The following is a 21,155-nucleotide window of genomic DNA, read 5'->3' on the forward strand; positions in this document are numbered from 1 at the left end:
GAGCTGCTTCGGGTCGAACGGAGTCTTCGTTGCTTCGTGCGCAAAGTGAGCGATCCGATTGGCAGCGGCGTTTTCTGATCGACTGGTAGTCGCCATGAGGGGTGTACTGGTCTGTAGCCACTGTGCGAAGGGTATCGGGGCGGGCGATCACCCAGGGATCCCGTGTCGGGAAACGGCCGGTGGGAAGGGCGTCTGACAGCCTGTTCCGGCGGCGAGCTGACGGTCCCTCCAGGGAGAGAGGTTCCTTTCGAATGGTGGTTATGGGCTGAGCAGGGACTACGCCAGTTGAGACATAGAGGCTGGCTTCCCAGGCCACCTCGATGGTCGTTCTGGTAGGGGGATTCGGCTCGAGATCGAACTCTCTATCAGATGGGGATTCCCGCTACGTCGAGTCGGGTTATTCCTCGACACCTGGACCGGGCAGCATATGCCTATGAACTTCAAGGCGGCGTTCAAGCACACGCCACTGTCCGTCCGATGGATTCTCGGCATCATGTTCGTTGCTGGATGGTGCGGAGTTGCTGCAGGCGTAGTCGGTGATCTGCACGACGTGTGGACCGGTCTGGCCTTCACTCTCAACGTGTTGACTGCACTGATTGGGTTCTGTATCGGCGTTCCTGTCGCATTCTTCATTATCGCAACAGTCGTCGAACAACGTGCCGACCTGATCGAAGCAGAAGCAATTAACACCCTGACGGCCGAGGCTTGGACGGGGTTTCGAGATGCGGCGCTGAGCCTGTGCGATGACGATCTCGAAGAAGTACTGATCGTTAGAACGCCGCCGATGATCGAACTCTATCGAGCTACTTTGACCTCTGCCCGGCAGCACTTGGATGAAGGCGACGACGAGAGTCTAAGCAACTGTCTGCGTGTTGCTGGCGAGGATCTAAAAGAGATGCTCTTCGCTGCCAAGCCTATGATTCCAGATTCGGCTGACTATCGAGTTAAGTGGATTTCTATAACGAACAAATGGAAATTAATCGATGAGCAGGTGCGTATTCGGCGGATGGAGAAGAACCTATCGTGGCTACACGAAGATGTGGACTCAGTCCTTTCCTCCCTATGCGATCACAGGCGAACGCCGCTCGATGATTTCTATGCGACCTTTAGTATCGGTGCCGGCACAGACCATGTTGTAAGGGCTATGGATCAGGTGTCGAAGCTCTTCTTGAAACTTGCGAATTCTGAGACAGATACGATTAGGAACCTGCTCTTTTCGGATACTGCGTCTCCCCTTCGGTATGGCCCTGAAAAACAGCACGAGTTTAACGCTGATCAGTCTGCTAAGTGGGTCAGGACTCTACGGTTAGCCGTGGCTGGCACTGCAAGCACTCAATTCCCCAGTTAGTGCAACTATTGATCTATTACGATATCCTAGCTGTAAGTCTAGAGTGGATATGAAATATAGATCTGAGTTGTTCGTGGAAAGTGGAGCTACTTGTGCGCATTCTGTGTTATCCACGTCTGTACCCGCTTTCGCTCTTCTCGGTACTTTCGGGCGCCACGGTATTTCAGAACTTCAGTCAACGTATATTTGGGACGCCAGTGTTCACGGATGCGAATGGGTTCGTGCTGATCTAGCTGCATCCGCCATGGGCGTGCCATCGAGTCGCGAAACTCGATCCAGTACACAAGCCCAAGGGAGCGCGCTCCGGCGTAGTAAACTGAAATAAATTCCCCTGGCCGGATATGGGAGTCCTGAAAACTCCTGACCTGTACATTTCCGCCCGGAAGCGCTTGCCAAGCTTCCAGCAACCCGGGCAGTTCGTCCATCTCGACAGGCCGACTATCCATTAATCGGTTGATGTAGTCGCGAAAGGGTCTCCGCCCACACAGCACGGTCACATCGAAAATAGATTCGTCTGAATGATTGTGTACTTCCGCCTTTACTGCAAATTTCGTCCAGTAGCATCTCACGAAACGAACATGGCGCGCTTGCGACTTCGCTGCCTGCCATTTATCGATAATGTAGTAAGCAGCGGCTGCGAAAATCGAGAGACTACTGATGATTGCGCTAAACCAAGACGCAACCGTACCCCAAATTGTGACATCGAACGGGAATATCCACAGGTCGCCCCACATTGGACAAGTATCCCTCCCTGGGCGCCGCGGACTCCGAGGTTTCTTATTCTTCGCGCCCATTGCGTTCTTCGCGCCCATTGCGTTCTTCGCGCCCATTGCGTTCTTCGCGCCCATTGCGTTCTTCGCGCCCATTGCGTCGGCCTACCTGCCATCCTGCCGGTGGCCTTGCCCCGTAAGGGTGACATGTCACAAAGGCCCCGCGTGGATCAAATGTGAGATACCCGATTCCAACATACGATCACGCTGACGGATCAAACAGATCCCGTTCCCACACCAACGAGGGGGAGCCAATGAAGCTGGACGAGCTGCGGAAGATCATCCGCGAAACAACGACTGAAGATTGGAATCACATCCACTGCTGGGGTGGTGGCGCCGGGCCAAGCTACCGCGACCGGACGGTCACGGCGTTGGTCGGCAAGACCGACGCGATCGAGAACGAGGTCGAGAGCCATGGCAACGTCGCCATCTTGAGAGACGACATCGATATCTCGATTGCTTGGGGACTCGATCTCGACTTCAGGGGATTGCGCGACGCCGGCAGCAGGCCTCCTCGCAGCTTCGACTGGGCGAAGAACTTCCCCAACGAGGACGTCTGGATCTCAATAGGCGACATCTTCTACCGCGGCTCTCTCGTCGATCGGGTGCTTTTCGCGGTCGTTGACGGAGGTCGCGTCCTCCTGCCCTGGGCGCACGAGCAGTTCTCGGGCCCCGACGAGGGCGACGTTGTCACCAGCAGCTGGGAGTACGATTTCGCGCGGCTCGTCGACCACTTCGAGGGAGTCTCCGAGTTCGATGAAGCCTTCGCTGCAGCAGGGTTCAAGATCGTCGATTGACGTGCCTGCGTGAAGAATCGCCCCCGCCGTCAAGGAGAGCGGGGGCGATTCGATTAGGTCTTCAGCGCTACGAAAGTTCGCTGGTCTCCGCTTGCACAGCTCTCGGCGCCGCCCGCGGCTCCGTCGAGATATGCAGCCTGCCTCGGGTGTGAGCTTTACGGCTTTCGCTGGGCTGTGAAAAAGAACGCCGCCATCTGTCACACAAGCCCGCTGCACCGGATCTTCCTCCAGATAGAAGCCAGTTTAGGAGGAGATCCCATGCACCCCAGTCAACCTCAGCGGCCCATCCAACCCGCGCAGAATGCAACAGGCCTGTCCGACGAGGACCAACTGTCTCTGTTGATGGCGGCCCCATTGATTCTGGGCCTACTTGTCGCGGCTCTTCCAGCGATGTCGACTAAGGCAACTGCGTGGCTGCTCGCTCACGATCTCATCGTTGCGGCCTCGGCATCACCGCTGGTGACTATCCCTGGCACGGAAGGTGCAGGCCTCGACCTCCGCCGGCTGATCATCGTCGTGGCAGTTCTGGTGCTCGCTGTGACTCTGGCTCTCAGCGGAGCACGGCGCTCAATCGATCGTCGCCGGCAGCAGCGGTTGCGCCGCGGGGACAGTGCATGAGCACGGGGGTGATTGTTGCCGAGCTATCAAGTAGGAAGCGGTCGATTCCGTGCGCGGATGAATGCGTCGCGGATTGTGCGTTCTTCCAGGTGCAGAGCCTCAGCGAGTGCTGTGGCGTGTCGATCGGACAGGCTTCCTTCGCCCCGTTCGATTCGGCCGATGGTGGTGGTGCTGAGTCCGGTTCGGTTTGCGACGTGCTTCTGCGTCAATCCCGCGAGATTCCGCAGGTCGGCGATGGTCCGACTGTCCTCCGGGACGACGACGAGACGGTCGAGGGGTATTCCCAGCTTTTCGGCGGCTCGGGCGAGGTGGTCGGGCTGAGGGTGCGTTCGCGAGGTTTCCCAGTTGTGGATGGTGGTCGGGTCGACGCCTATTGCGCGGGAAAGGTCGCCGCGCGTGATTCCGGCAGTAGTGCGCGCGTCTTCGAGGGCCTGGGGCTTGAAGCCGTTCAGGGGCGCTCTCACTGCGATTTTCCGTTCATCGCTGGACATCCTATTGAAGATGTAGATACCATCGGTGCATACCGGGTTTAAATTCCAGTGGTAAATGCGATGCGGTGCAGCGCTGATCACTCGCTGAACTCGAACCCGGTGCGCTCGAGTACGAACAGTTCCCACGTACATGCGGCCTGACCAGCCGCTAAACGGAAAAGAGCATCCGATGACCACTACCGTTTCAGCTGCCCCACCCTTGTCCCAGACTTCTGCGCATCGACGCGACGCACGCTCGTCCGTATGCGCCACTCAGCTAGCTAGACTGAATGCAGCCGGATTCCCCGCCCGGTCTGCTTTGCCCAGTCGCGACGACGGGTGGTTCCAGACATCGCGACAGTCGGGTTTAGGGGGACGTGACGGGCAGGCTTGGACACCTGCCCGTCACGTCGATACATCTGTCGACACGGTTGATGTGCGCTACCACATCAACGCCCTGATGTGCGCCGGCATGACGACCGCTCTGATCGCTGACCTGGCCTCCCTGCCGGTCGCGACAATCCGGTCGCTGAGGAGCACTTCGACTCTCACGACCACCTCCGCCATCGCGGACGCGATCCTCGCGATCACTTTTCACCCGAGCCGTGGGCGTGATCTGACCCCAGCAGTGGGGGCTCGCCGCCGACTGCGCGCACTCAACGCCATGGGCTACGGCGATCCGAGCCTCGCTCACCGGTTGAACGTCGAGGTCGACGTCGTCACCTCGATGCCGGAAAAAGGTCTCATCCCGAGCGAGCTGTGGGAAGCGGTCGAAGAGATCTACGACGAGCTTTCCATGTGCCCCGGACCCGACGCCGACCTCCGTGAACAAGCACGTGCAGAAGGACTGGTGCCGCCTCTCGGGTGGGACGACGACGAGATCGACAATCCTAAGGCGCGTAGTCACGAGCGCGAGCGTGCCACGGGAGCGATCGCGGCCGACGAGGTCGTCATCGTTCGTCGCCTGAGCGGCGAACAAGTCCCCATGCGCAACTGCGAACGACGAGAAATCATTCGGATGGCCTACGAGCAGCGCTGGTCACCGAGCCTCCTCGCGGACAAGCTCGCCATCAAGTACGACTCGGCCGTGACGGAGCTGAGCCGGTACCGCCGAGCTCTCGTCCAGACGGTCGTCGTCGCCGGTTCCGATTCCACGGCGGAGACGTCGACCCCGACCGACGCGCCTACGGGGGAGCGTGGAAAGGGCGAGACTGCCGCGGTCGCTGCCGCGGCCGATCTGACAGACGCACCCGATTCTGACTCTCCGCGAGAAGCAGCAGCTACGTCGGATGCCGCCGAGTCACAGTCGCCCGCCGGCTCCAGGGTGAACGCGCCGGCGCGGGCTTCAGCCAACCGAGTGAGTGCGATCAGGCGCCGCTGGACCGGCGCCTTCACGGCAAGCGCACAGTTCCACGACGCAACGATCGACTGTGCTCGTTCAGCGCCGGAAGGTGGGGTGCCAGGGAGCTGGCCGATAGCCCGGCGCTCGAAGCTATGGCGGCCGGCCTGCCGGACGGGTTCAACGAGAGCCGTAGGTGCCGAGCAGAACTGGCCTCACTCAGATGAGCGATGGCGGCTGTCGTCGGGGTTGCCCCTCTTCGCGTCAACGATCGCATCGCCTCGCCGAACAGGCATCGGCACCCCGACCCGGTCGACCAAGCAGGCCTTGTTCCAGTTCGCTGATACCTGTTGACGCCGGCGACCGTGTGAGGCATTGCTGTGCACCCCGATCTCGACCCTTTTGAAGGAGACCAGACCCGATGGCCCTCATAGAAATCCCCGAGGACTTCCACACGGCGTTCATTGCGGCCGCCCACGACGCGAATGATCACAACGACCTTGACCTCGCCGTTGACGAGGACCGCACATACATCGCCCTCAGCAACCTCTGCCCCGGATTTTCCCCGGCTCTTCGGCTCATCACCCGCGGTGAGCATGAAGCGACGGTCGAAAGCTGGTCCACCGTCGACCACCAGCGAGACGACGGCAGCTGGGAGCGCACCGAGGGGGTCGATGCCACCACTGTGGTCGACCTCGCCGATCCGACCGAGGCTGCCAGGCGCGCCGTCGAGTGCTGGTTGACAACGCTCTGACCTCGGTCGGGCTCGGTTGTGCACAGTGTGGCGTTTGGCAATTACCAGAACAGGTTTCAACCCTGCGCTTGATACTCACGTCCCACTCATGGGACACGGAGACGGGAAACGATCATGCATGAGTCATTTTCTTCCGCTCTCACCGAGATGTCGGTCGCCGATGCAGTGATGCAGCTCGCGTCCGGAACCGTTGAACTCGCGCTCGAAGACGCGCCCGAGTTCGCTCGCTGGTGCTGGTTCGCCGACGTGCTCGACTCAGACTGGGGCTTGACCGGCCGGCTCCCGGTCGCCGGCGACGATGTACTCCACGAACTCGAGCGGGTCGCCGGTATGTGCCGAACATCGGAAACGAAGGCGCTCAGCCCCGACGCGTGGCGCGCGGCGTACGAGGCCACGGAGAGATTGGCCCACAGCTCGGCCGTAACCAGTTCAGAGGCCACCTATCTCGCACTTTCGGCGGCGAACGACATCGCACTCGAATGCATCGACGAAACGCACCCCGAGTTCACAGTCGCGATAGCGCTGGCATTCGAGTCCCTCGCCGCCTGTGCGGCGGACTCCGCGGTAGCGCGATGCTGGATCGCCCGCGCTCTGACCGAATGGACGAACCGAGCGCACCCAATCGCGGGCAGCCCTCGAACGGGAGAAACCCCACCGACCACGGACACTCGGCAGAACGCGTCGATAGTCTCCGCAGGTTGTGGGCGAAAGGGTCTTGTTGAGAGTGAGCGGCAACCCCTGAAAGGGGCACTGGCAACAGCGCTCCTTGAGACTCGCCTGGACCGGGGATAGTCACCTCACCCTAGGATCGGCTACGTGCCGACAGTGACAACGCCCGACGCCGACATTTTTTACACCGACAGTGGGGGAGAGGGGCCCGTACTTCTACTCGGGCACGGGTTCTTCATGGACTCATCCATGTTCACGCCCCAGGTGCGCGATCTATCCCCGGACCTCCGGGTTGTGACCTGGGATGCGCGCCGCCACGGAAAGACCACCGATGCGGGTATGCCGTTCACATACTGGGACCTCGCACGCGACGCCCTCGCCGTCCTCGACGACCTCGGCGTCGAGAAGGCAATCATCGGGGGCATGTCCCAGGGCGGCTATACCGCGCTGCGCACAGCACTTCTCGCACCGGAGCGCACGACGGCTCTGATCTTGCTCGACACGGAAGCCTCAGCCTGTACACCCGAGCAGAAGTCCGGATACCGCGTCCTGTTCGATCAGTGGTGCAGCACAGAGCCACTCGAACCGCTCACCAGCGCACTTGCCCCCCAACTGATCGGTGGAGAACCTGCGGATTGGACGTCGTGGATCAGCAAATGGAACAGCAGCGATCGCATGGCTGTCCGGCCAGCCGCGGAGTGCCTTATCGAACGCGACGACGTCGTGGACCGACTCTCCGACATTGACGTTCCGGCGTTGATCATCCGTGGGGAAAATGACCTGTCAGCGCCCGAAGAGAAGGCGGACGAGCTCAAAGCAGGTCTTCCTGGTGCTGCGCCAGTTGTCACGATCCCGGTGGCCGGCCATGCCGCAAACTGGACACACCCCGAGCCGGTCAACGCGGCGATCACTGCGTTCGTCAAGGCGCTCGGCTGATTCAGGAGGCGGGGAGGCGCACTCCGAGGTACATCTGCAGCGGATACTTGCCCCGCATCTCCGCGTGGACCTGCACGTGCACGCTGTATTGCTCACCAGTCTCGGCGTCGCGGAGGTGCATGAACGGCTGGTGCCGGCCGAACCGGACTTCTTCGCGTGACCACAATTCGCGGAAGAGAGGGAACGCGCTCAACTCTTCGAGGGTTTCCACCGCCCAGTCGGGGTTGTAGTAGCGACCCATCAACGCTCGGAACCAGCTGACGGTCAAGGCGGCTTCCGCCTCCCACTCCACCATGACGTTCATTGATGCCGGAGTCGAGAAGAACCAGCGCAACACGTTTCCCTCGTCGACCAGTCCAGGGAACGCCTTGTCGTACGCCGAGTTACAGTCGATGACATTCCAGCGTTCGTCGAGGTACGCCACCAGGTGCGGGTTGAGCGCCGAGATGGCGGTCTTCATGTCGGGTGTGATCAGTGTCCGATAGTCGGCGATCGTCCAGGGTGTCGTGGTGTCCTCACGCTCGGTCTGTGTTCTCCGTGCCAGATTGAATAGGTGCCGACGTTCTGCATCATCGAGACAGAGTGCGTTGGCGGTGGCGTCGAGAACCTGTGGAGAAGGACTCGCGTCCTTAACGTTTCCTTCCAGCCGCGCGATGTAGCTGACACTCAAATAGATTTCGTCGCCCAGTTGGGCCCGAGTCATTCCATCCGGGTGCTTCGGCGTTGCCCGGGTGCGCCGAGCACGGATGAAATCACCGAGACTCGGCGGACTGATCGAGTCCATTGCTTGGCCTTTCCGATAGCGAATGCAGCGGCATTACCCTACTCCCGGGGAATGTCAAGCCTTGTAGGTAACACTCTTGAGTGTTACCCCCCTGCTGGACAACGCAGTTCCCGACCTGATGGAATGTTTTCCCAGAAGACTCACAGCTGCGTGGCAGGCAGACGAGTGCGGGTCGACAGTCGCGCCGAGGGGGAGGGCCCAGGCGGGTTGCGGAGGGGAAAGCGTTTATGCCACGTGCAGCACAATGGGGTTCGCGTGTGCGATCGACGGGGACGGTGCTCGGCGTTCGGCTCCTCGTGCTCGACGTGGCACGGCACGGATCGCTAGTCGTGCTGAGGCGATGGTCAGCCCAAGCAGAGACTCCTGAAACGGGCTGCAGGAATGTTTACAAGGACCATTTCGAACCCGACCGTCCATACGGGGCAATAGAAGTAGTCGGTCAACGGCATGCCGCGCAGTTTGCCCAACGCCGGATGGTTGGAACCGTCGTTTCCGGCGCCCGAGGTCGGGATACCGCTGGACGCAGAGGTTTTCATGTACATACCGGCGAAGACGTAGCTCTGTGCACTACTGCCATGGCGAGCAACACGGTCCGCCCGACCGAAATCCGCCACGCAACGCAGCTGGTTCACGCGCCCAGCGCGCCCTCACACGCACCGGACCAGTCGCACCGGATAGCGTCACCAGTCCGTCGGAGCTTTGCAGGTGACGTGGTCGCAGCGAACTTGTCCAGGTCGCTCTCTACTGTTCGCCGTACGAAAGTGTCCGATATGTCCACACGTCCACTGTGAAGGACCACCACATGGCATCCCTGCTGACCAAGAAAATCGACAAGCTCCGCTCGTCCGGGGATGACCTGCCCCCGGCGCACAACGGCGCAGATCAGGACGACCCACCCGATCTGAATACCCACGCGCGCGTCCGTCGACGCCCCATTTACCTGGCGATCGGTGTCGCACTCGTCGTGGTGGCAGTGATCGGCATGCTCACCGCGGTCAACGCCATGCGCGCAACCACCGATGTGCTCGTCCTGACGAACGAGGTGCAGCAAGGCGAGACCATCGAGTCCAAGGACTTGGCCGCCAAATCGGTCAACGTCGATGCCGATCTCGGGGCGCTGCCCGCCAGCGAACGCGGCCGCGTCGTAGGAATGAGTGCCAGCACCCGGTTGCCGGCCGGCACCGTCCTGCTCCCGTCCGCGATCACCGATCAGGTTGTTCCCGGGGAAGGCCTCACGATGGTCGGCATCACGGTGAGCTACAGCCACCTCCCCTCCGAGCCGATCGTCCCCGGTGACATGGTCCGTGTCGTGGATACACCACGCGACCAGGACGACCCGCCCGTACAGGGCCCGATCAACACGAAGGCGCAGGTGTACTCCACCAAGGAGATCCCCGAAGCCGGCGAGACAACGCTCAACCTGCTCGTGCCCGAGGCAGAGGCCAACTGGGTCGCCGCCCGCGGCGCAACCAAGCGTGTCGCGATCGTCCTCGACAACCGAGTGCGGTGATCGGCGATGTTTCTCGCACTGACATCCGCCTCACGCTCACCCGGTGTGAGCACCACGGCGCTCGCCCTGGCACTGAACTCACCGACCGACCGGACTCTGCTCGTAGAAGCGGATGCCATCGGGTCCTCGCCGGTCCTGGCCGGATACATGCTCGGAAACCACTATCACGATCGTTCCTTGATCAATCTCGTCGACGCGAATCGTCACGGGCGCCTCAAGGCTGCTCTGACCGAGCAACTCATCCAGATCCCGGAATCGTCGGTGTCATTGCTCCCGGGGCTGGTCCACTCCGCCCAGGCAGATGCGATGCGGCCCGTGTGGGGACCGTTGGGTGTCCACCTGGCCGGATTGAGCGTCGACGACACCAACGTGATCGTCGATGCCGGCCGGATCGGGCAACGAGGCGCTCCGGTCGAACTGATCGTCAACGCGACAACGATCGCAATCGTCACCCGCACTGAGCGAACGGCAATCGCAGCGTTACGCGCCTCGCAGAACGCCCTGCGACAGCAGCTCTCCGCGGTGCAATCACGGGCAAGTCTGGGGTTGATCCTGATCGGTGAGTCCCCCTACAACGCAGAGGAAATCACGAAAGTCACCGGACTTGACGTGATCGCGGTCCTGCCCGACTCCGGTGACGCCAAGGTCTTCTCGGACGGGTTGCCCATCAGCAAATGGCGCCGTCGCCGCTCGATCTACCTGCACACCCTCCACCGCAGTACCTGGCCGAAGATCACCAAATTCGCGGTGAGCCATCAGGCGGACTGGAAGTCCGGCCCCGCGCTCAATGCTGCGCTGCCGACACTGACAGGAGAACGCCGATGAACTCCGACGACGCGACTCAGCCTCCGCAGAACAAGATCACGGAACTACCCTTCTTCTCAGCCCCGATCCCGGAAGCCGACCTCGCAGGTGGAGGCCGCAGTTCGATATCGGAAATCACGCTCCCCGACACCGATCCGTTTCGATCGCTTCGCCTACACGAACTGCCACCGGCCAGCACCAATGGGCACAGCGGCACTGCGCGACGGTCCGTGCCGCCGGCCGCGAAGGTCAAGGTCGATCGCGCCCTGGTCCGCGCTCTGCAGAAAGAAGCTGCGGAACTGTTGCGTGACTACCGGTCAGCGCGTGACCGCGAGCGCCACGACCCGAAGAACGCCGGCAAATACTTCGCCCCGTTCACCGAGGAGGAAGAACGCGAGTTCGGCCGTGAGACGATCACCGGCCTGGTCAAGAACCACGTCCAGAAGACCATCAACTCCGGCGGCGAAGCCTTCACAATCGTCGAAGAAGAAGCCCTGATCAAGGCCATCTTCGACGCGCAGTTCAACCTGGGCCCGCTGCAGGAACTCGTCGAAGAGCCGCACGTCACCGACATCTTCCTCAACGGCGCGGCCGTCTACGTCAAGTTTCCCGACGGACACTATGAACACCGCGACCCAGTGGTCGACACCCCCGAGGAACTCCTCGAGTGGATGGGACTGCTGGCCTCACGCGCCGACAACGGCGGCCGGCCCTTCTCCCGGCTCAATCCGTCGCTGCGTCTGACAATGCGCGGAGGCCACCGACTGTCGGTGATGGGCTACTCGGTCAAACGGCCCTCGGTGGCAATTCGCATCCACCGCCTCAAGAACATCGCCCTCGATCAGCTCGCCGTCGAACATCGGATGATGCCGATCGAGCTCGCGACCATCCTCTCGTGCGCAGTCCGTGGCGGTGCCTCGGTGGTCACCGGCGGCGGAATGGGCTTCGGAAAAACGACCTTCACGCGTGCACTGGCCAATGCGCTTCCTCTGCAGACGCGAATCGGAATCGCGGAAACCGAGCGGGAACTCTTCATCGACGAACTGCCAGGCCGCGAGGATTTCGTGGTCGACGCCGAGACAATCCTGGGCGGCGGAGAACGCGGTGCAGACGGTGAGCTCGCCGGCAGCTACACCCTCTCGGACATCCTGTACGAGTTCGTGCGGCAGCAGCTCGACTACATGATCGTCGGTGAGGTCGCCGGTCACGAGATCCTCGCTCTTCTCAAGGCACTGCAGACGGCCAGAGGAGGGCTATCCACGACGCACGCTTACACCGCTCGCGGTGTCGTCGACCGTCTGGTGAACCTGGCGACCGAACCCCCGATGAACGCGACGGTGGACTACGTCGAACGCCAGCTCGCAGAGCACATCGACCTGATCGTCCAACTCGGCACGAAGGTCCGCGTCGATGGCGAAGGGTCGCGCACCTCGGTCCGCTACGTCGACGAAGTCGTCTACGTCGAGCCCGGCGACGACAAGAAGCCGTCCTTCTCCACGATCTACCGGGGATACTCGGACGGCACAGGAGAATTCGGATCCATTCCACAACCTCTGCTCCGCAGGCTGCTCGCCGGCGGATTCAAGCGAATCAACCTCCCCAGCGACAGCCTTCGCCACTTCGACGAAGAACGCGACCTCTACGACGATGAAGAGGTGGCGTGATGTATCAGCAAATCGGCATCTTCCTGGTACTGCTGCTGTGCGCCGGGGTCGCCTGCATCGTCATGGGATGGAAAGACCGCCGCGATCCCACCGCGCCCACGCGTCAGCGCCGGCGCCGCAGCTCGTCGAAGATCCCGCGTAGCACCCAGATCCTGCTCGTCGTGGGCTTCGCCGCTGGCATCGTCGTGTCGTCCCTCTCGGGTTGGCTCTTCACCCTCTTTCTGGTCCCGGCGCTGCTGGTCGGCTTGCCGTACCTGCTCGGCCGTCCCGAAGCAGAACAGCAGATCAGTCGGCTGGCGGCCATGGATGAGTGGGCCCGCAACCTGTCCAGCAGCATGAAGGCTGGTTCGGGAATCGAGCACACCATCATCTCCACTCCGATCCCGGAGGCGCTACGGGAGGAGATCACGGCGTTCATCAGCCGTCTGCGCAACAACGTCCCTCCGGTGGATGCGATCACACGTTTCGCTTCGGACCTCAACGACAGTGTCGGCGACAAGATCTGCGGCGCCTTGCTGCTGAGCATGCAACTGCGGGGCGTTGGACTTGCAGCCGTGCTCGAAGGCCTCGCCGAAGACGTCGGTGACATGGTCGCGCGCCGACGCCGCACCGAGGCCGACCGCAAATCCAGCCGTACACAGGCGAAATGGGTCACTATCATCGCGATCACAACACTCGCGGCAGCGTTCCTGTTCACCAACTTCATGGAACCGTACAAGTCGGGCGGAATGCAGATCGTGCTACTGATCCTGCTGACCCTGTTCGCGGCCGACCTGTACTGGATGAAGCAGGCCACCAAACCGCCGACCTACCCCCGCTTTATCGGCACCAATGATCGCGTCAACCGCACCGACCTCGTAGGAGCGCAGCGATGAGCATTCAGATGACGGTCATCCTCTACACGAGCGTCGGAACTATCGGCATCTACCTGGTCGCCCTCTACTTCATGCGCGCACAACCCGCACTCAGCGATGCCATGTCGCGCCTGTCCGGACCGGCCCCGGAGCGCACGTCGACAGCCGGAACCTCCCTGATCGACGGGATGGCGAACAAACTCGGCATCCGGGTCCACCCCTACCTGCAGGACAGCAAATTCTTCACGCTCCCCAACGCCGATCTCGCCCTGCTGCACCGAGATCCCGCCCACGTGCTCGGGGAAAAGCTCGTCGCAGCACTGCTCGGACTGCTCATCTTCCCCTTCCTCAACCTCGTCCTGACTGCATTCGGGGTCGGCCTGGGATGGTCCATCCCGGCCATCCTGTCGATTGCGACCGCCTTCCTGCTCTTCCTCATCCCCGACATCGAGATCCGACGCCGGGCAACCGCGGCACGAGCGGAATTCGCGCAGGCGCTGAGCTCCTACATCGATCTCGTCGCGCTGTGCCGACGCGGTGGAATCGGCACCACCCAGAGCCTCGAGCGCGCTGCGCAGGTGGGAGATTCATGGGTGTTCCTGCGCCTCGACGAGGAACTGTACGAAGCCGGGCGCTCCGGCGAAGCCCCGTGGAATGCCCTGACACGTGTCTCCCATGAGCTCGGCCTGGCCGAGCTGGGCGACCTGGCCGACATCATGAACATGACCGGAGACAAAGGCGCATCCGTCTACGCATCACTGCGGGCAAAGGCCGCGGGCCTGCGATCCGCTCAGGCCAGCGCAGAACAGGGTGCGGCAGCGGAGGCCACCGAAAAGCTGGCTATGCCGCTGGCCGGGCTCGCCGGCTTGTTCATCATGCTGCTGCTCATCCCGGCACTGACCATCATCACCGGCTAGTCCGATTCGATGGTGCGCCGCCGGCGCCGCGAAAGGAGCGAGACGCCCAGACCGCCGAGCCTGGCCGGTCACGATCATCCAGTCCAGCTCACCTGCTACACATCGACCAAACACAAGGAGCCCACCATGAGCATCACCACCGTCGCTACCGCCACCCGGCGCACTGCCCGCGAGGCCGTGACCTCCTACATCACCCTCACGATGATGTTCGTCGCCGCACTGGCCGGCACCCTCCTCCACCGCGCCGGCGGCAAAGACTCAGACCGCGGACCCTCCACCCTCGAGTACGTCTTCCTGGCCGTCTTGGTTGTCGGCGCGGCCGCCGCAGCCGGTGCGATCGTCGTCCGCAAGATCATGTCCCGCGCAAACGCGATCCCCGACTGAAATCAGACAGCGCTGCATCGATTGGAGAGACGGTGAGTACGTGACATACCTCGTGAGAGTTTTCCAGGCCGCTGCGATGGTGGCGGTCGCTGCGGTGCTTGTGCAGCTCGGAATCGATTCCTGGCCGTGGCCGTATATCCCTGTTCCGTCCTGAAAAGCCAGCCGTCCAACGACTATCGGAAAGCAGACCATGGTCACACTGGAACAGTTGATCGACCGGTGGCGCCGCGATGACCGAGGCCCGGCGACGCTCGTGACGGTCATCGCGATGGTCGCATTCCTTCTGATCTTTTCGGTCCTGCTGCAAACCGCTCTGTTCTTCCACGGCCGCGACGTCGCCAACAGCTGCGCCGAAAAGGCACTGAAGAACACGAGATCCCAGTACGGCAACCAAGCACTGGGAACAGCTGCCGCTTATGCCTGCATCACCCAGGCAGGCACCGGTGACCTGCAGATCCCGGTTGTCCTCGTCAGCAAGAACATCCGCGAAACAACCGTCAACATCACCGGAATGGCCCCTTCCCTCGTCCCGGGTCTCGAATTCCCCATCGTCGTCAACCACACCAAACCGACTGAACGCGTCACCAACCCGGGAGGAATCGGATGAGACTCACCCGATGGATATCCCGCGCCCGCCGAGATGACCGGGGCGACGTCACGATCGAGCTGTGCCTCGCAGTCGTCATTCTGATTGTGCTCCTGGGCTGGATGTATGCGTACGGCGTCAATCGACAGGCGCATCAGAAGGTTGAACACGCCGCCACCGAGGGTGCCCGTGCAGCCTCACTCGCCCGCACCATCGCCACGGCCACTCCGCTGGCGTACCAAGCAGCGGCCGGCAGCATGGACGGACAAGGTCTCAAGTGCGCCACCATGAACGTCAACGCCGATACCAGCGGCTTCCGCACCAGACCGGGTGTCCCCGCCACGGTCGAGGTCACCGTGACCTGCCAGGTCTCCTTCGACGCTCTTGGATGGCCCGGAGTCAGTGGTGCCCGCACCGTCACCGCTACCGCAATCTCGCCGATCGATACCTACCGGGAGCGCACACGATGACCAACGCCCTGCGTAAGCGACTCGCCTCCCGACTGCCGGAGGAGCACCGCGACAAGGGTGCCGTCACTTTGATGACGGTGGTCTTCGCCCCTGTCCTGATCTTTTTCGTCTGGGGACTGATCGTCGACGGTGGCGGCATGCTCACCGCCGACCAGCGAGCCGACAACGTCGCCGAGGATGCTGCCCGAGCAGCCGGTCAGCAGATCATTGGATCGGTGAGCGCCCGCGGCATCGACACGGTCGTCGACCCGGTCCGCGCGACGGCAGCCGCCAAGAGATACCTGTTCGAGGCCGGCGTCGACGGCGACGTGATCCCCACCGGCCCGCGGACCCTCCTGATCACGACCCGCATCGTCTACAACTCGAAACTTCTGCCATACCCCAGAACGAAACTGCTCGTCGGTACGGCCGCTGTGAATCTCAATCGCACCAACGCCGGGGAGGTGTACATACCGTGAGCGCAAACGCCGCGCGGTCCCGCCTTGCCGGACTCGGCTACCTCCTGATCCTGGTGATGCTTGTCGCCGGGATCCCGGCCGCGCTCTGGGCGCTGCGCGGCAATCCGCTCGACATACCGTGGTCGGATTTCGAAGGTTTGCTCGCGAGTCCAGATGACGGCAGTCTTCTCATCGCCCTTCTTCCCCTTGTTGGCTGGGCGGCTTGGGCCACCTTCACCGTCCCGATTCTGCTCGAACTCGCGGCGACACTGCGTGGCGTCAAAGCGCCGAAGCTGCGCCTTCTTCGCTCACAACAGCGGACGGCGACGTTCCTCGTCAGCGGCGCTCTCTTGCTCCTGACCGCCGGAACCGCCACCGCCGCACCCGTCCTGACCCAGCCTGCGGACGTGGGAAGCACCTCTCCGTACGCGCCGCACTCACAGCAGGAAGATCCGAGCGCGTCACCGCAGACACAGGTGGATCCGCGGGCGACCCGGGTGGCGGTACAACCGGCGGGGCCGACAGTGACGACCGTGCGCGGAGACACCCTGTGGGGATTAGCTCAGCAGCATCTCGGAGAGGGCCGCCGCTACGCCGAGATCCTGGACCTCAACCGGACTGCTGTCCCCGAGCCAGGGTTTCTGGCCGAAGGGTTGACCCTGCAGCTGCCCGCATCCCAGCCCGAGGTGGTACGCGGCGCCTATACGGTCAAGCAGGGCGACACCCTGTGGGATATCGCCGAGCGCGAGCTCGGCGATCCTTTGCGTTTCATGGAGATCACGACTCCCGACGGCACCCCGGCTGGCGAGCTGATCACGGTCGGCCAGCAATTGATCATGCCCACCGCCGCCTCCGCGGCGGCTGACGCTACGCCGGCGCCGGCCTTGGTGCCGCCGACTGATGCTGTTCCGGCTCCCGCTCCGGCTCCGGAAGGTGTTCCGGCTCCCGCTCCCGCTCCGGAAGCTGTTCCGGCTCCCGCTCCGGCGTCCGCGCCTGTGGATGTCGCCCCCAACTGGCAACTCGACCCCGTCGAGCCTCAAATGCCTGCCGACCTCGTCACCAATGACGCGCCGCCAGAGACCGATACCGAGGACGGCTCATCCGGCGTCGTGTTCATCGGTCTCGGAATCTCAGCGGTTGCTGCAGCTGGACTCACCGGGCATCTCGCACTTCGTCGCCGCAAGCAACAACACCGCCGCCGCCGCGGCGAGCGCATCGCCCTACCCGCCGAAACCGCGATCCAGGCGGAGCAAGCACTCACGGCCGCCGCTGATCCGCTCACCACCACCCACGTCGACATCGCATTGCGGCACCTCGCGCACCACTGCAGGTCCACGAGCATCGCACTGCCGGGCCTGCTGGCGGTCTTCGTCGGTGACAACGACATCGAGCTCGGACTCGTCGAACAGATCTCACTGCCCGCGCCTTGGACACAGATCGACGACACCACCTGGTCAGTAGATCCGAGAGCGTTTCCGCGCAGCGTTCCCAAGGCCGAGATCAGTCCGTACCCGGCGCTGACGGCAGTCGGAACCAGCAACGATGGCCGCGAACTCTTGCTCAACCTCGAACAGATCGGCCACCTCGCCATCAGCGGCACCCCAACTGCAACAGCCGGGGTGCTGCGTGCGCTCGCCGTCGAGCTCGCAGTCTCGCCCATCGCCGACAGCCTCCACCTCAACCTCGTCGGATACTGCGCCGACCTGGCGGAGGCAATCGACAACGGCCGCATCACCCACTCCGAGGACGCCGACACGGTACTGACGACACTCGCCAATCACGTCGAACTCGACTCCGAAATCCTCGCGGACAACGACTTCGAGTCAATCGCGCAGGCACGCACGGCGTACACCACCAGCGAGCTGACCGCACCCGAGATCGTTCTGATCGCCGATCCGGTGACCGAGGCACAGGCCGGGCTACTCGCCGGCATCGCACGGCACGCACCCCGAATCGCGTTCGCCGCAGTGACCACCGAGAGCGCACATACCAACGCCACATGGACCCTCGAGGTCGACGACAACGGCTCGGCCGTCCTTGCTCGTCCAGGAGCCGCGTCGGCCGGCATCACAGTGACCACCCTCGATGAGGAGAGCTACGCGTCCGTCCTAGACCTACTGACCACCACCTCACGCGAACCTCGCGTTGCCCACAAGGGCGATAACCCTGACATTCGATGGGAAGCAGCCCGTCTCGACAACGACATCTCGACCGACGAGTTCATCACCAGCTCCGATCCCGCAACCTTCAGCGTGGTCGGGAACGAGGACCTCGACCACGCCGTCGACCGACCAGAGCCGTCCGATTCAGATGAGGTCACCGCAGAACGCGAGCTGCCCGAGGCGGATCACATCTGGATCAGGCTGCTCGGCGAACCCGCCGTCACACCCCCGTCACCAGGGCCGGCCGAAGGCCGAGAGAAGAGCCTGACCGAAATCGCCGCGCTTCTCATCACCACCGATGGCGGAGTCCTCGCCGCGGACATCGACAGCAAAATCTGGCCCCACGACGTCGAAGCCGCCAGAACCGGCACAGCCGAGCAGGAGAAAGAAGCGAAGGCCCGGCTCCGCCGGCGCCGCAACGAAGCGCTCTCTCGCCTGCGTAAGTGGCTCGGTGACACCGAGACCGGTGAACCTGCGCTCATCAAGTCCGGAGATCGAACCGGCCGGACCCCGCAACGGCTCCACGACGCCGTCACGACCGACTGGGACTACTGGCAGGAACTCGTCAACGCCCATCCCGCTGACGTCGACAGCGCCCGGTTATCCGCCGCACTAGCTCTGGTCACCGGTCAACCTTTCAGTAGCGATGACCCCACCGCCTACGGGTGGGCCGACCACACCAAGCAAGACATGATCTCCGCCGTCACCGACGTCGCCGAGGAGTTCGCCACCCGCTACATCCGCGGCCAACAAGTTCCCCAGGACCTCGCGGCTGCACACGCCGCCGCGGAGACGGGCCTCAAGGTCGACATCGTCCACGAAGGGTGCTGGCGTGCGGCGATCATCGCCACCCACTTCTCGGGTGACACCGAGACCACCCAAAGGTTGATCGATCGCATGATCACCGAGCTTGACGCCCTCGAAGAAGAGCCCGAACACGAAACCAAGATGCTCTTGAGTCAGCTCGACTCCACCTACGGCAGCCACTACCGGATCGGAGCAGTATCATGACGCGCCGCATCGCCGCACTGGCGACACTCACTGCTGCGTTGTGCCTGACAGCCAGCTGCAGCATCCTGACCCCAGAACCGGTCACCCTCGAAACCAACACCGGACCCACGTTCACCGGACCGCCCGGCTCCGGAAAGTCCCCCGAGCAACAGGCCGGTGAAGCCGCACTGGTGAAGGTCAACGAGTACTACACAGTGCTCGCGCGACTGAGTGCCGATCCCGCCGCCAACTCCGCAGATCTCGACAATGTCGCGGCCGGCAACTTCCTTCAATCGACAAAGCGGGACATCACCGCGCATCGCATAGAGGCAAACGCAGGCGAGGTCAAGGTTCTCAAGAACACCATCACCCGCCACAACATCCCGATCGACGAAAACGGCATCCCTACGCCCGGCACCGCGACCATCGAGATGGACGTCTGCCTCGCCCGCACTACCGACGTTCTCGAGCTCGGGAAACCGATCCTGACGAACACCGCTTGGCCCGACCCAGCAGGATGGAGAGTCACAGCCGACTACACACTGCCCGGTACGCCCTGCAACGCCGGACTCTTCTAGGAGATACGACTATGGCACACACCACTATCCGCCGAACCGCCGTCGCAGCCTTGGCTGCCACAACCCTATTGGTCGGCGTGACCGCCTGCTCCGACACCGACGCGGCGGATCCGGCGGTAGAGCTCACTGTCACCGGTGACCCGGCGTTCGAGGGTCCCGAGGGAGCGGACACGTCGAACAAGACTCCTGACGAGTTGGCACGGGAACAGGCGCTTGCGAAGGTCAATGACTTCTACGCGGTCTGGGCGCGGCTCGATGCCGATCCTGCGGTGCCGATCGGGCAGCTCGACACCGTTGCCGGTGGTCCCGTGCTGGACGGATGGAGGGCCGACCTCACGTTGCACCGGTCTCAGAACGTGAGGAGCGAGGGCGCAATCACAGTTGTCGATGCGAAGATCACCGACGCTGGCATACCCGTAGGCGACGACGGCAAAGCTATCCCCGGGCCCGCCTGGGTCCACGTGCGCGCCTGCACCGACATCTCCGGTATGACCTGGACGACGTCAGACGGTAGTCCCGCCTACGACGTCAACCGACCGCAGTTTGTGCTCGCCCAGTTGACCGTCCGGAATGCGGATTGGCCCGATGCAAACGGCTGGCGAGTCACCAGCGATGCAGCAGCCCGATACGCACCGTGCGATGCACCATAACCAAGGAGAACACATGCCAAATCGTCGTCGTTTGCATGCGGCCGTGATCGGCGCGCTCATTCTGGGGAGCCTGGTCGCTTCGCCACACTCAGCGCTTGGGCAACCCGGCTTCGGTTCTGGAGGAATCGACGTCAGCCCTGGTATGGGAAACGGCGGCTCGAACATCACAGTGCAGGGCAGCTACGTCCAGGTACCTTCAGCGTCACCTGGCACCGGAGGCTCCCCAGGGGCGAGTGCAGCCGGGACGGGCGGCGGCGGGTCTGGATACAGCGGTGGTGGCAGTGACGTCGTATCTGCCCCCACAGGACCTCCGATTAGGGAGCAGCTGAAGGCGTGCGGCCGATTCACAGACTGTGTACCACTTAGTCCGGACGTGGGGATGCCGGCGACACCAGTCGCGATGGCGCAGGTCATGAACGTAGTGGGAACAGCCATTACCGGCATGCAACTCGAGAAACCGCCGATGTGCTCGACCCCGGAGCCTGCTGACTATGCTGGCGGCCGTACCGGGCTCGTCGGCCGCTGGGCCTGGTACTACCTGTGCCCGGACCAGATTCGGGAATCCACGGTCGGTCCCGTGTCGCGGACTGCTGTCGGTCCCGGACTGCTGGTGAGTGCGACGGCCTTCAATACATCCGTCACGGTGAATCCCGGAGACGGAAGC

The 21,155-nt window shown here is 62.8% G+C and carries 21 protein-coding genes and 1 pseudogene; 18 read left to right on the plus strand and 4 right to left on the minus strand.

The genetic code is table 11. The features are described from left to right. Positions 1-433 precede the first annotated feature (433 nt). Entirely contained in the window at positions 434-1,348 is a 915-nt protein-coding gene (locus H0B43_RS38380) for a hypothetical protein (RefSeq protein WP_159929906.1), read from the plus strand. Positions 1,349-1,434: 86 nt separating this feature from the next. Here H0B43_RS38380 and H0B43_RS38385 read toward each other — a convergent pair whose 3' ends face one another. Further along, positions 1,435-2,214, minus strand: a complete 780-nt coding sequence (locus tag H0B43_RS38385; protein WP_252190438.1) for a hypothetical protein — start codon at positions 2,212-2,214, stop codon at positions 1,435-1,437. 158 nt (positions 2,215-2,372) lie between these two features. On the opposite strand from H0B43_RS38385, the gene H0B43_RS41070 reads away from it, so the two are divergent. Then, positions 2,373-2,915, plus strand: coding sequence for a hypothetical protein (locus H0B43_RS41070; protein ID WP_005560272.1), 543 nt, complete (start codon positions 2,373-2,375; stop codon positions 2,913-2,915). Between the two features lie 644 nt (positions 2,916-3,559). On the opposite strand, the gene H0B43_RS38400 is transcribed toward H0B43_RS41070, so the two are convergent. Continuing rightward, a complete protein-coding gene (locus tag H0B43_RS38400) occupies positions 3,560-4,156 on the minus strand; it encodes a helix-turn-helix transcriptional regulator (protein ID WP_312034200.1) in 597 nt (198 codons plus the stop codon). A 37-nt stretch (positions 4,157-4,193) separates the two neighbouring features. Between H0B43_RS38400 and H0B43_RS38405 the strand changes: the two genes are divergently transcribed. The 4 genes from H0B43_RS38405 (at position 4,194) to H0B43_RS38420 (ending at position 7,701) form a co-directional block, all read left to right on the plus strand. Then, positions 4,194-5,696 (plus strand): hypothetical protein, encoded by a 1,503-nt coding sequence (locus H0B43_RS38405; protein ID WP_252190978.1) that lies wholly within the window; start codon positions 4,194-4,196, stop codon positions 5,694-5,696. 67 nt (positions 5,697-5,763) lie between these two features. After that, a complete protein-coding gene (locus H0B43_RS38410; protein WP_005560277.1) occupies positions 5,764-6,096 on the plus strand; it encodes a hypothetical protein in 333 nt (110 codons plus the stop codon). Positions 6,097-6,243: 147 nt separating this feature from the next. Further along, on the plus strand, positions 6,244-6,888 hold the full coding sequence (locus tag H0B43_RS38415) for a hypothetical protein (RefSeq protein WP_005560279.1): 645 nt from the start codon (positions 6,244-6,246) through the stop codon (positions 6,886-6,888). 33 nt (positions 6,889-6,921) lie between these two features. Further along, positions 6,922-7,701, plus strand: coding sequence for an alpha/beta hydrolase (locus tag H0B43_RS38420; RefSeq protein ID WP_312034202.1), 780 nt, complete (start codon positions 6,922-6,924; stop codon positions 7,699-7,701). Position 7,702: 1 nt separating this feature from the next. On the opposite strand, the gene H0B43_RS42235 is transcribed toward H0B43_RS38420, so the two are convergent. Then, positions 7,703-8,161: a hypothetical protein gene (locus tag H0B43_RS42235; protein ID WP_252190448.1), complete on the minus strand. Its 459-nt coding sequence runs from the start codon at positions 8,159-8,161 to the stop codon at positions 7,703-7,705. 102 nt (positions 8,162-8,263) lie between these two features. After that, positions 8,264-8,485: pseudogene (locus H0B43_RS42685) on the minus strand (helix-turn-helix domain-containing protein); the annotation flags it as partial. Between the two features lie 802 nt (positions 8,486-9,287). On the opposite strand from H0B43_RS42685, the gene H0B43_RS38435 reads away from it, so the two are divergent. The 12 genes from H0B43_RS38435 (at position 9,288) to H0B43_RS38490 (ending at position 20,491) form a co-directional block, all read left to right on the plus strand. Then, positions 9,288-9,995 (plus strand): SAF domain-containing protein, encoded by a 708-nt coding sequence (locus H0B43_RS38435; RefSeq protein ID WP_043786713.1) that lies wholly within the window; start codon positions 9,288-9,290, stop codon positions 9,993-9,995. 45 nt (positions 9,996-10,040) lie between these two features. Then, the gene (locus H0B43_RS38440) at positions 10,041-10,820 is read left to right on the plus strand and encodes a hypothetical protein (protein WP_312034189.1); all 780 of its coding nucleotides are present in this window, start codon (positions 10,041-10,043) and stop codon (positions 10,818-10,820) included. Further along, entirely contained in the window at positions 10,817-12,463 is a 1,647-nt protein-coding gene (locus tag H0B43_RS38445; protein WP_005560287.1) for a CpaF family protein, read from the plus strand. The genes H0B43_RS38440 and H0B43_RS38445 overlap by 4 nt, the downstream gene beginning before the upstream one ends. Beyond that, positions 12,463-13,338, plus strand: coding sequence for a type II secretion system F family protein (locus H0B43_RS38450; protein WP_005560293.1), 876 nt, complete (start codon positions 12,463-12,465; stop codon positions 13,336-13,338). The genes H0B43_RS38445 and H0B43_RS38450 overlap by 1 nt, the downstream gene beginning before the upstream one ends. Next, the gene (locus tag H0B43_RS38455; RefSeq protein WP_005560294.1) at positions 13,335-14,234 is read left to right on the plus strand and encodes a type II secretion system F family protein; all 900 of its coding nucleotides are present in this window, start codon (positions 13,335-13,337) and stop codon (positions 14,232-14,234) included. The genes H0B43_RS38450 and H0B43_RS38455 overlap by 4 nt, the downstream gene beginning before the upstream one ends. Positions 14,235-14,360: 126 nt before the next feature. After that, positions 14,361-14,618, plus strand: a complete 258-nt coding sequence (locus H0B43_RS38460) for a hypothetical protein (protein ID WP_005560295.1) — start codon at positions 14,361-14,363, stop codon at positions 14,616-14,618. A 190-nt stretch (positions 14,619-14,808) separates the two neighbouring features. Then, entirely contained in the window at positions 14,809-15,225 is a 417-nt protein-coding gene (locus H0B43_RS38465) for a hypothetical protein (RefSeq protein WP_005560296.1), read from the plus strand. Further along, entirely contained in the window at positions 15,222-15,674 is a 453-nt protein-coding gene (locus H0B43_RS38470; RefSeq protein WP_005560297.1) for a TadE/TadG family type IV pilus assembly protein, read from the plus strand. Before H0B43_RS38465 ends, H0B43_RS38470 begins: the two co-directional genes overlap by 4 nt. Next, complete coding sequence (locus H0B43_RS38475; protein WP_005560298.1) at positions 15,671-16,132, plus strand: TadE/TadG family type IV pilus assembly protein; 462 nt, start codon at positions 15,671-15,673, stop codon at positions 16,130-16,132. Before H0B43_RS38470 ends, H0B43_RS38475 begins: the two co-directional genes overlap by 4 nt. After that, entirely contained in the window at positions 16,129-19,284 is a 3,156-nt protein-coding gene (locus tag H0B43_RS38480; protein ID WP_005560300.1) for a LysM peptidoglycan-binding domain-containing protein, read from the plus strand. The genes H0B43_RS38475 and H0B43_RS38480 overlap by 4 nt, the downstream gene beginning before the upstream one ends. After that, entirely contained in the window at positions 19,281-19,841 is a 561-nt protein-coding gene (locus H0B43_RS38485) for a hypothetical protein (protein WP_005560302.1), read from the plus strand. The genes H0B43_RS38480 and H0B43_RS38485 overlap by 4 nt, the downstream gene beginning before the upstream one ends. An 11-nt stretch (positions 19,842-19,852) precedes the next feature. Further along, positions 19,853-20,491, plus strand: coding sequence for a hypothetical protein (locus H0B43_RS38490; RefSeq protein WP_043786716.1), 639 nt, complete (start codon positions 19,853-19,855; stop codon positions 20,489-20,491). Positions 20,492-21,155: the final 664 nt, after the last annotated feature.

This window comes from Rhodococcus sp. 4CII (assembly GCF_014256275.1).
In the GTDB taxonomy this organism is placed as follows: Bacteria; Actinomycetota; Actinomycetes; order Mycobacteriales; family Mycobacteriaceae; genus Rhodococcus_F; species Rhodococcus_F wratislaviensis_A.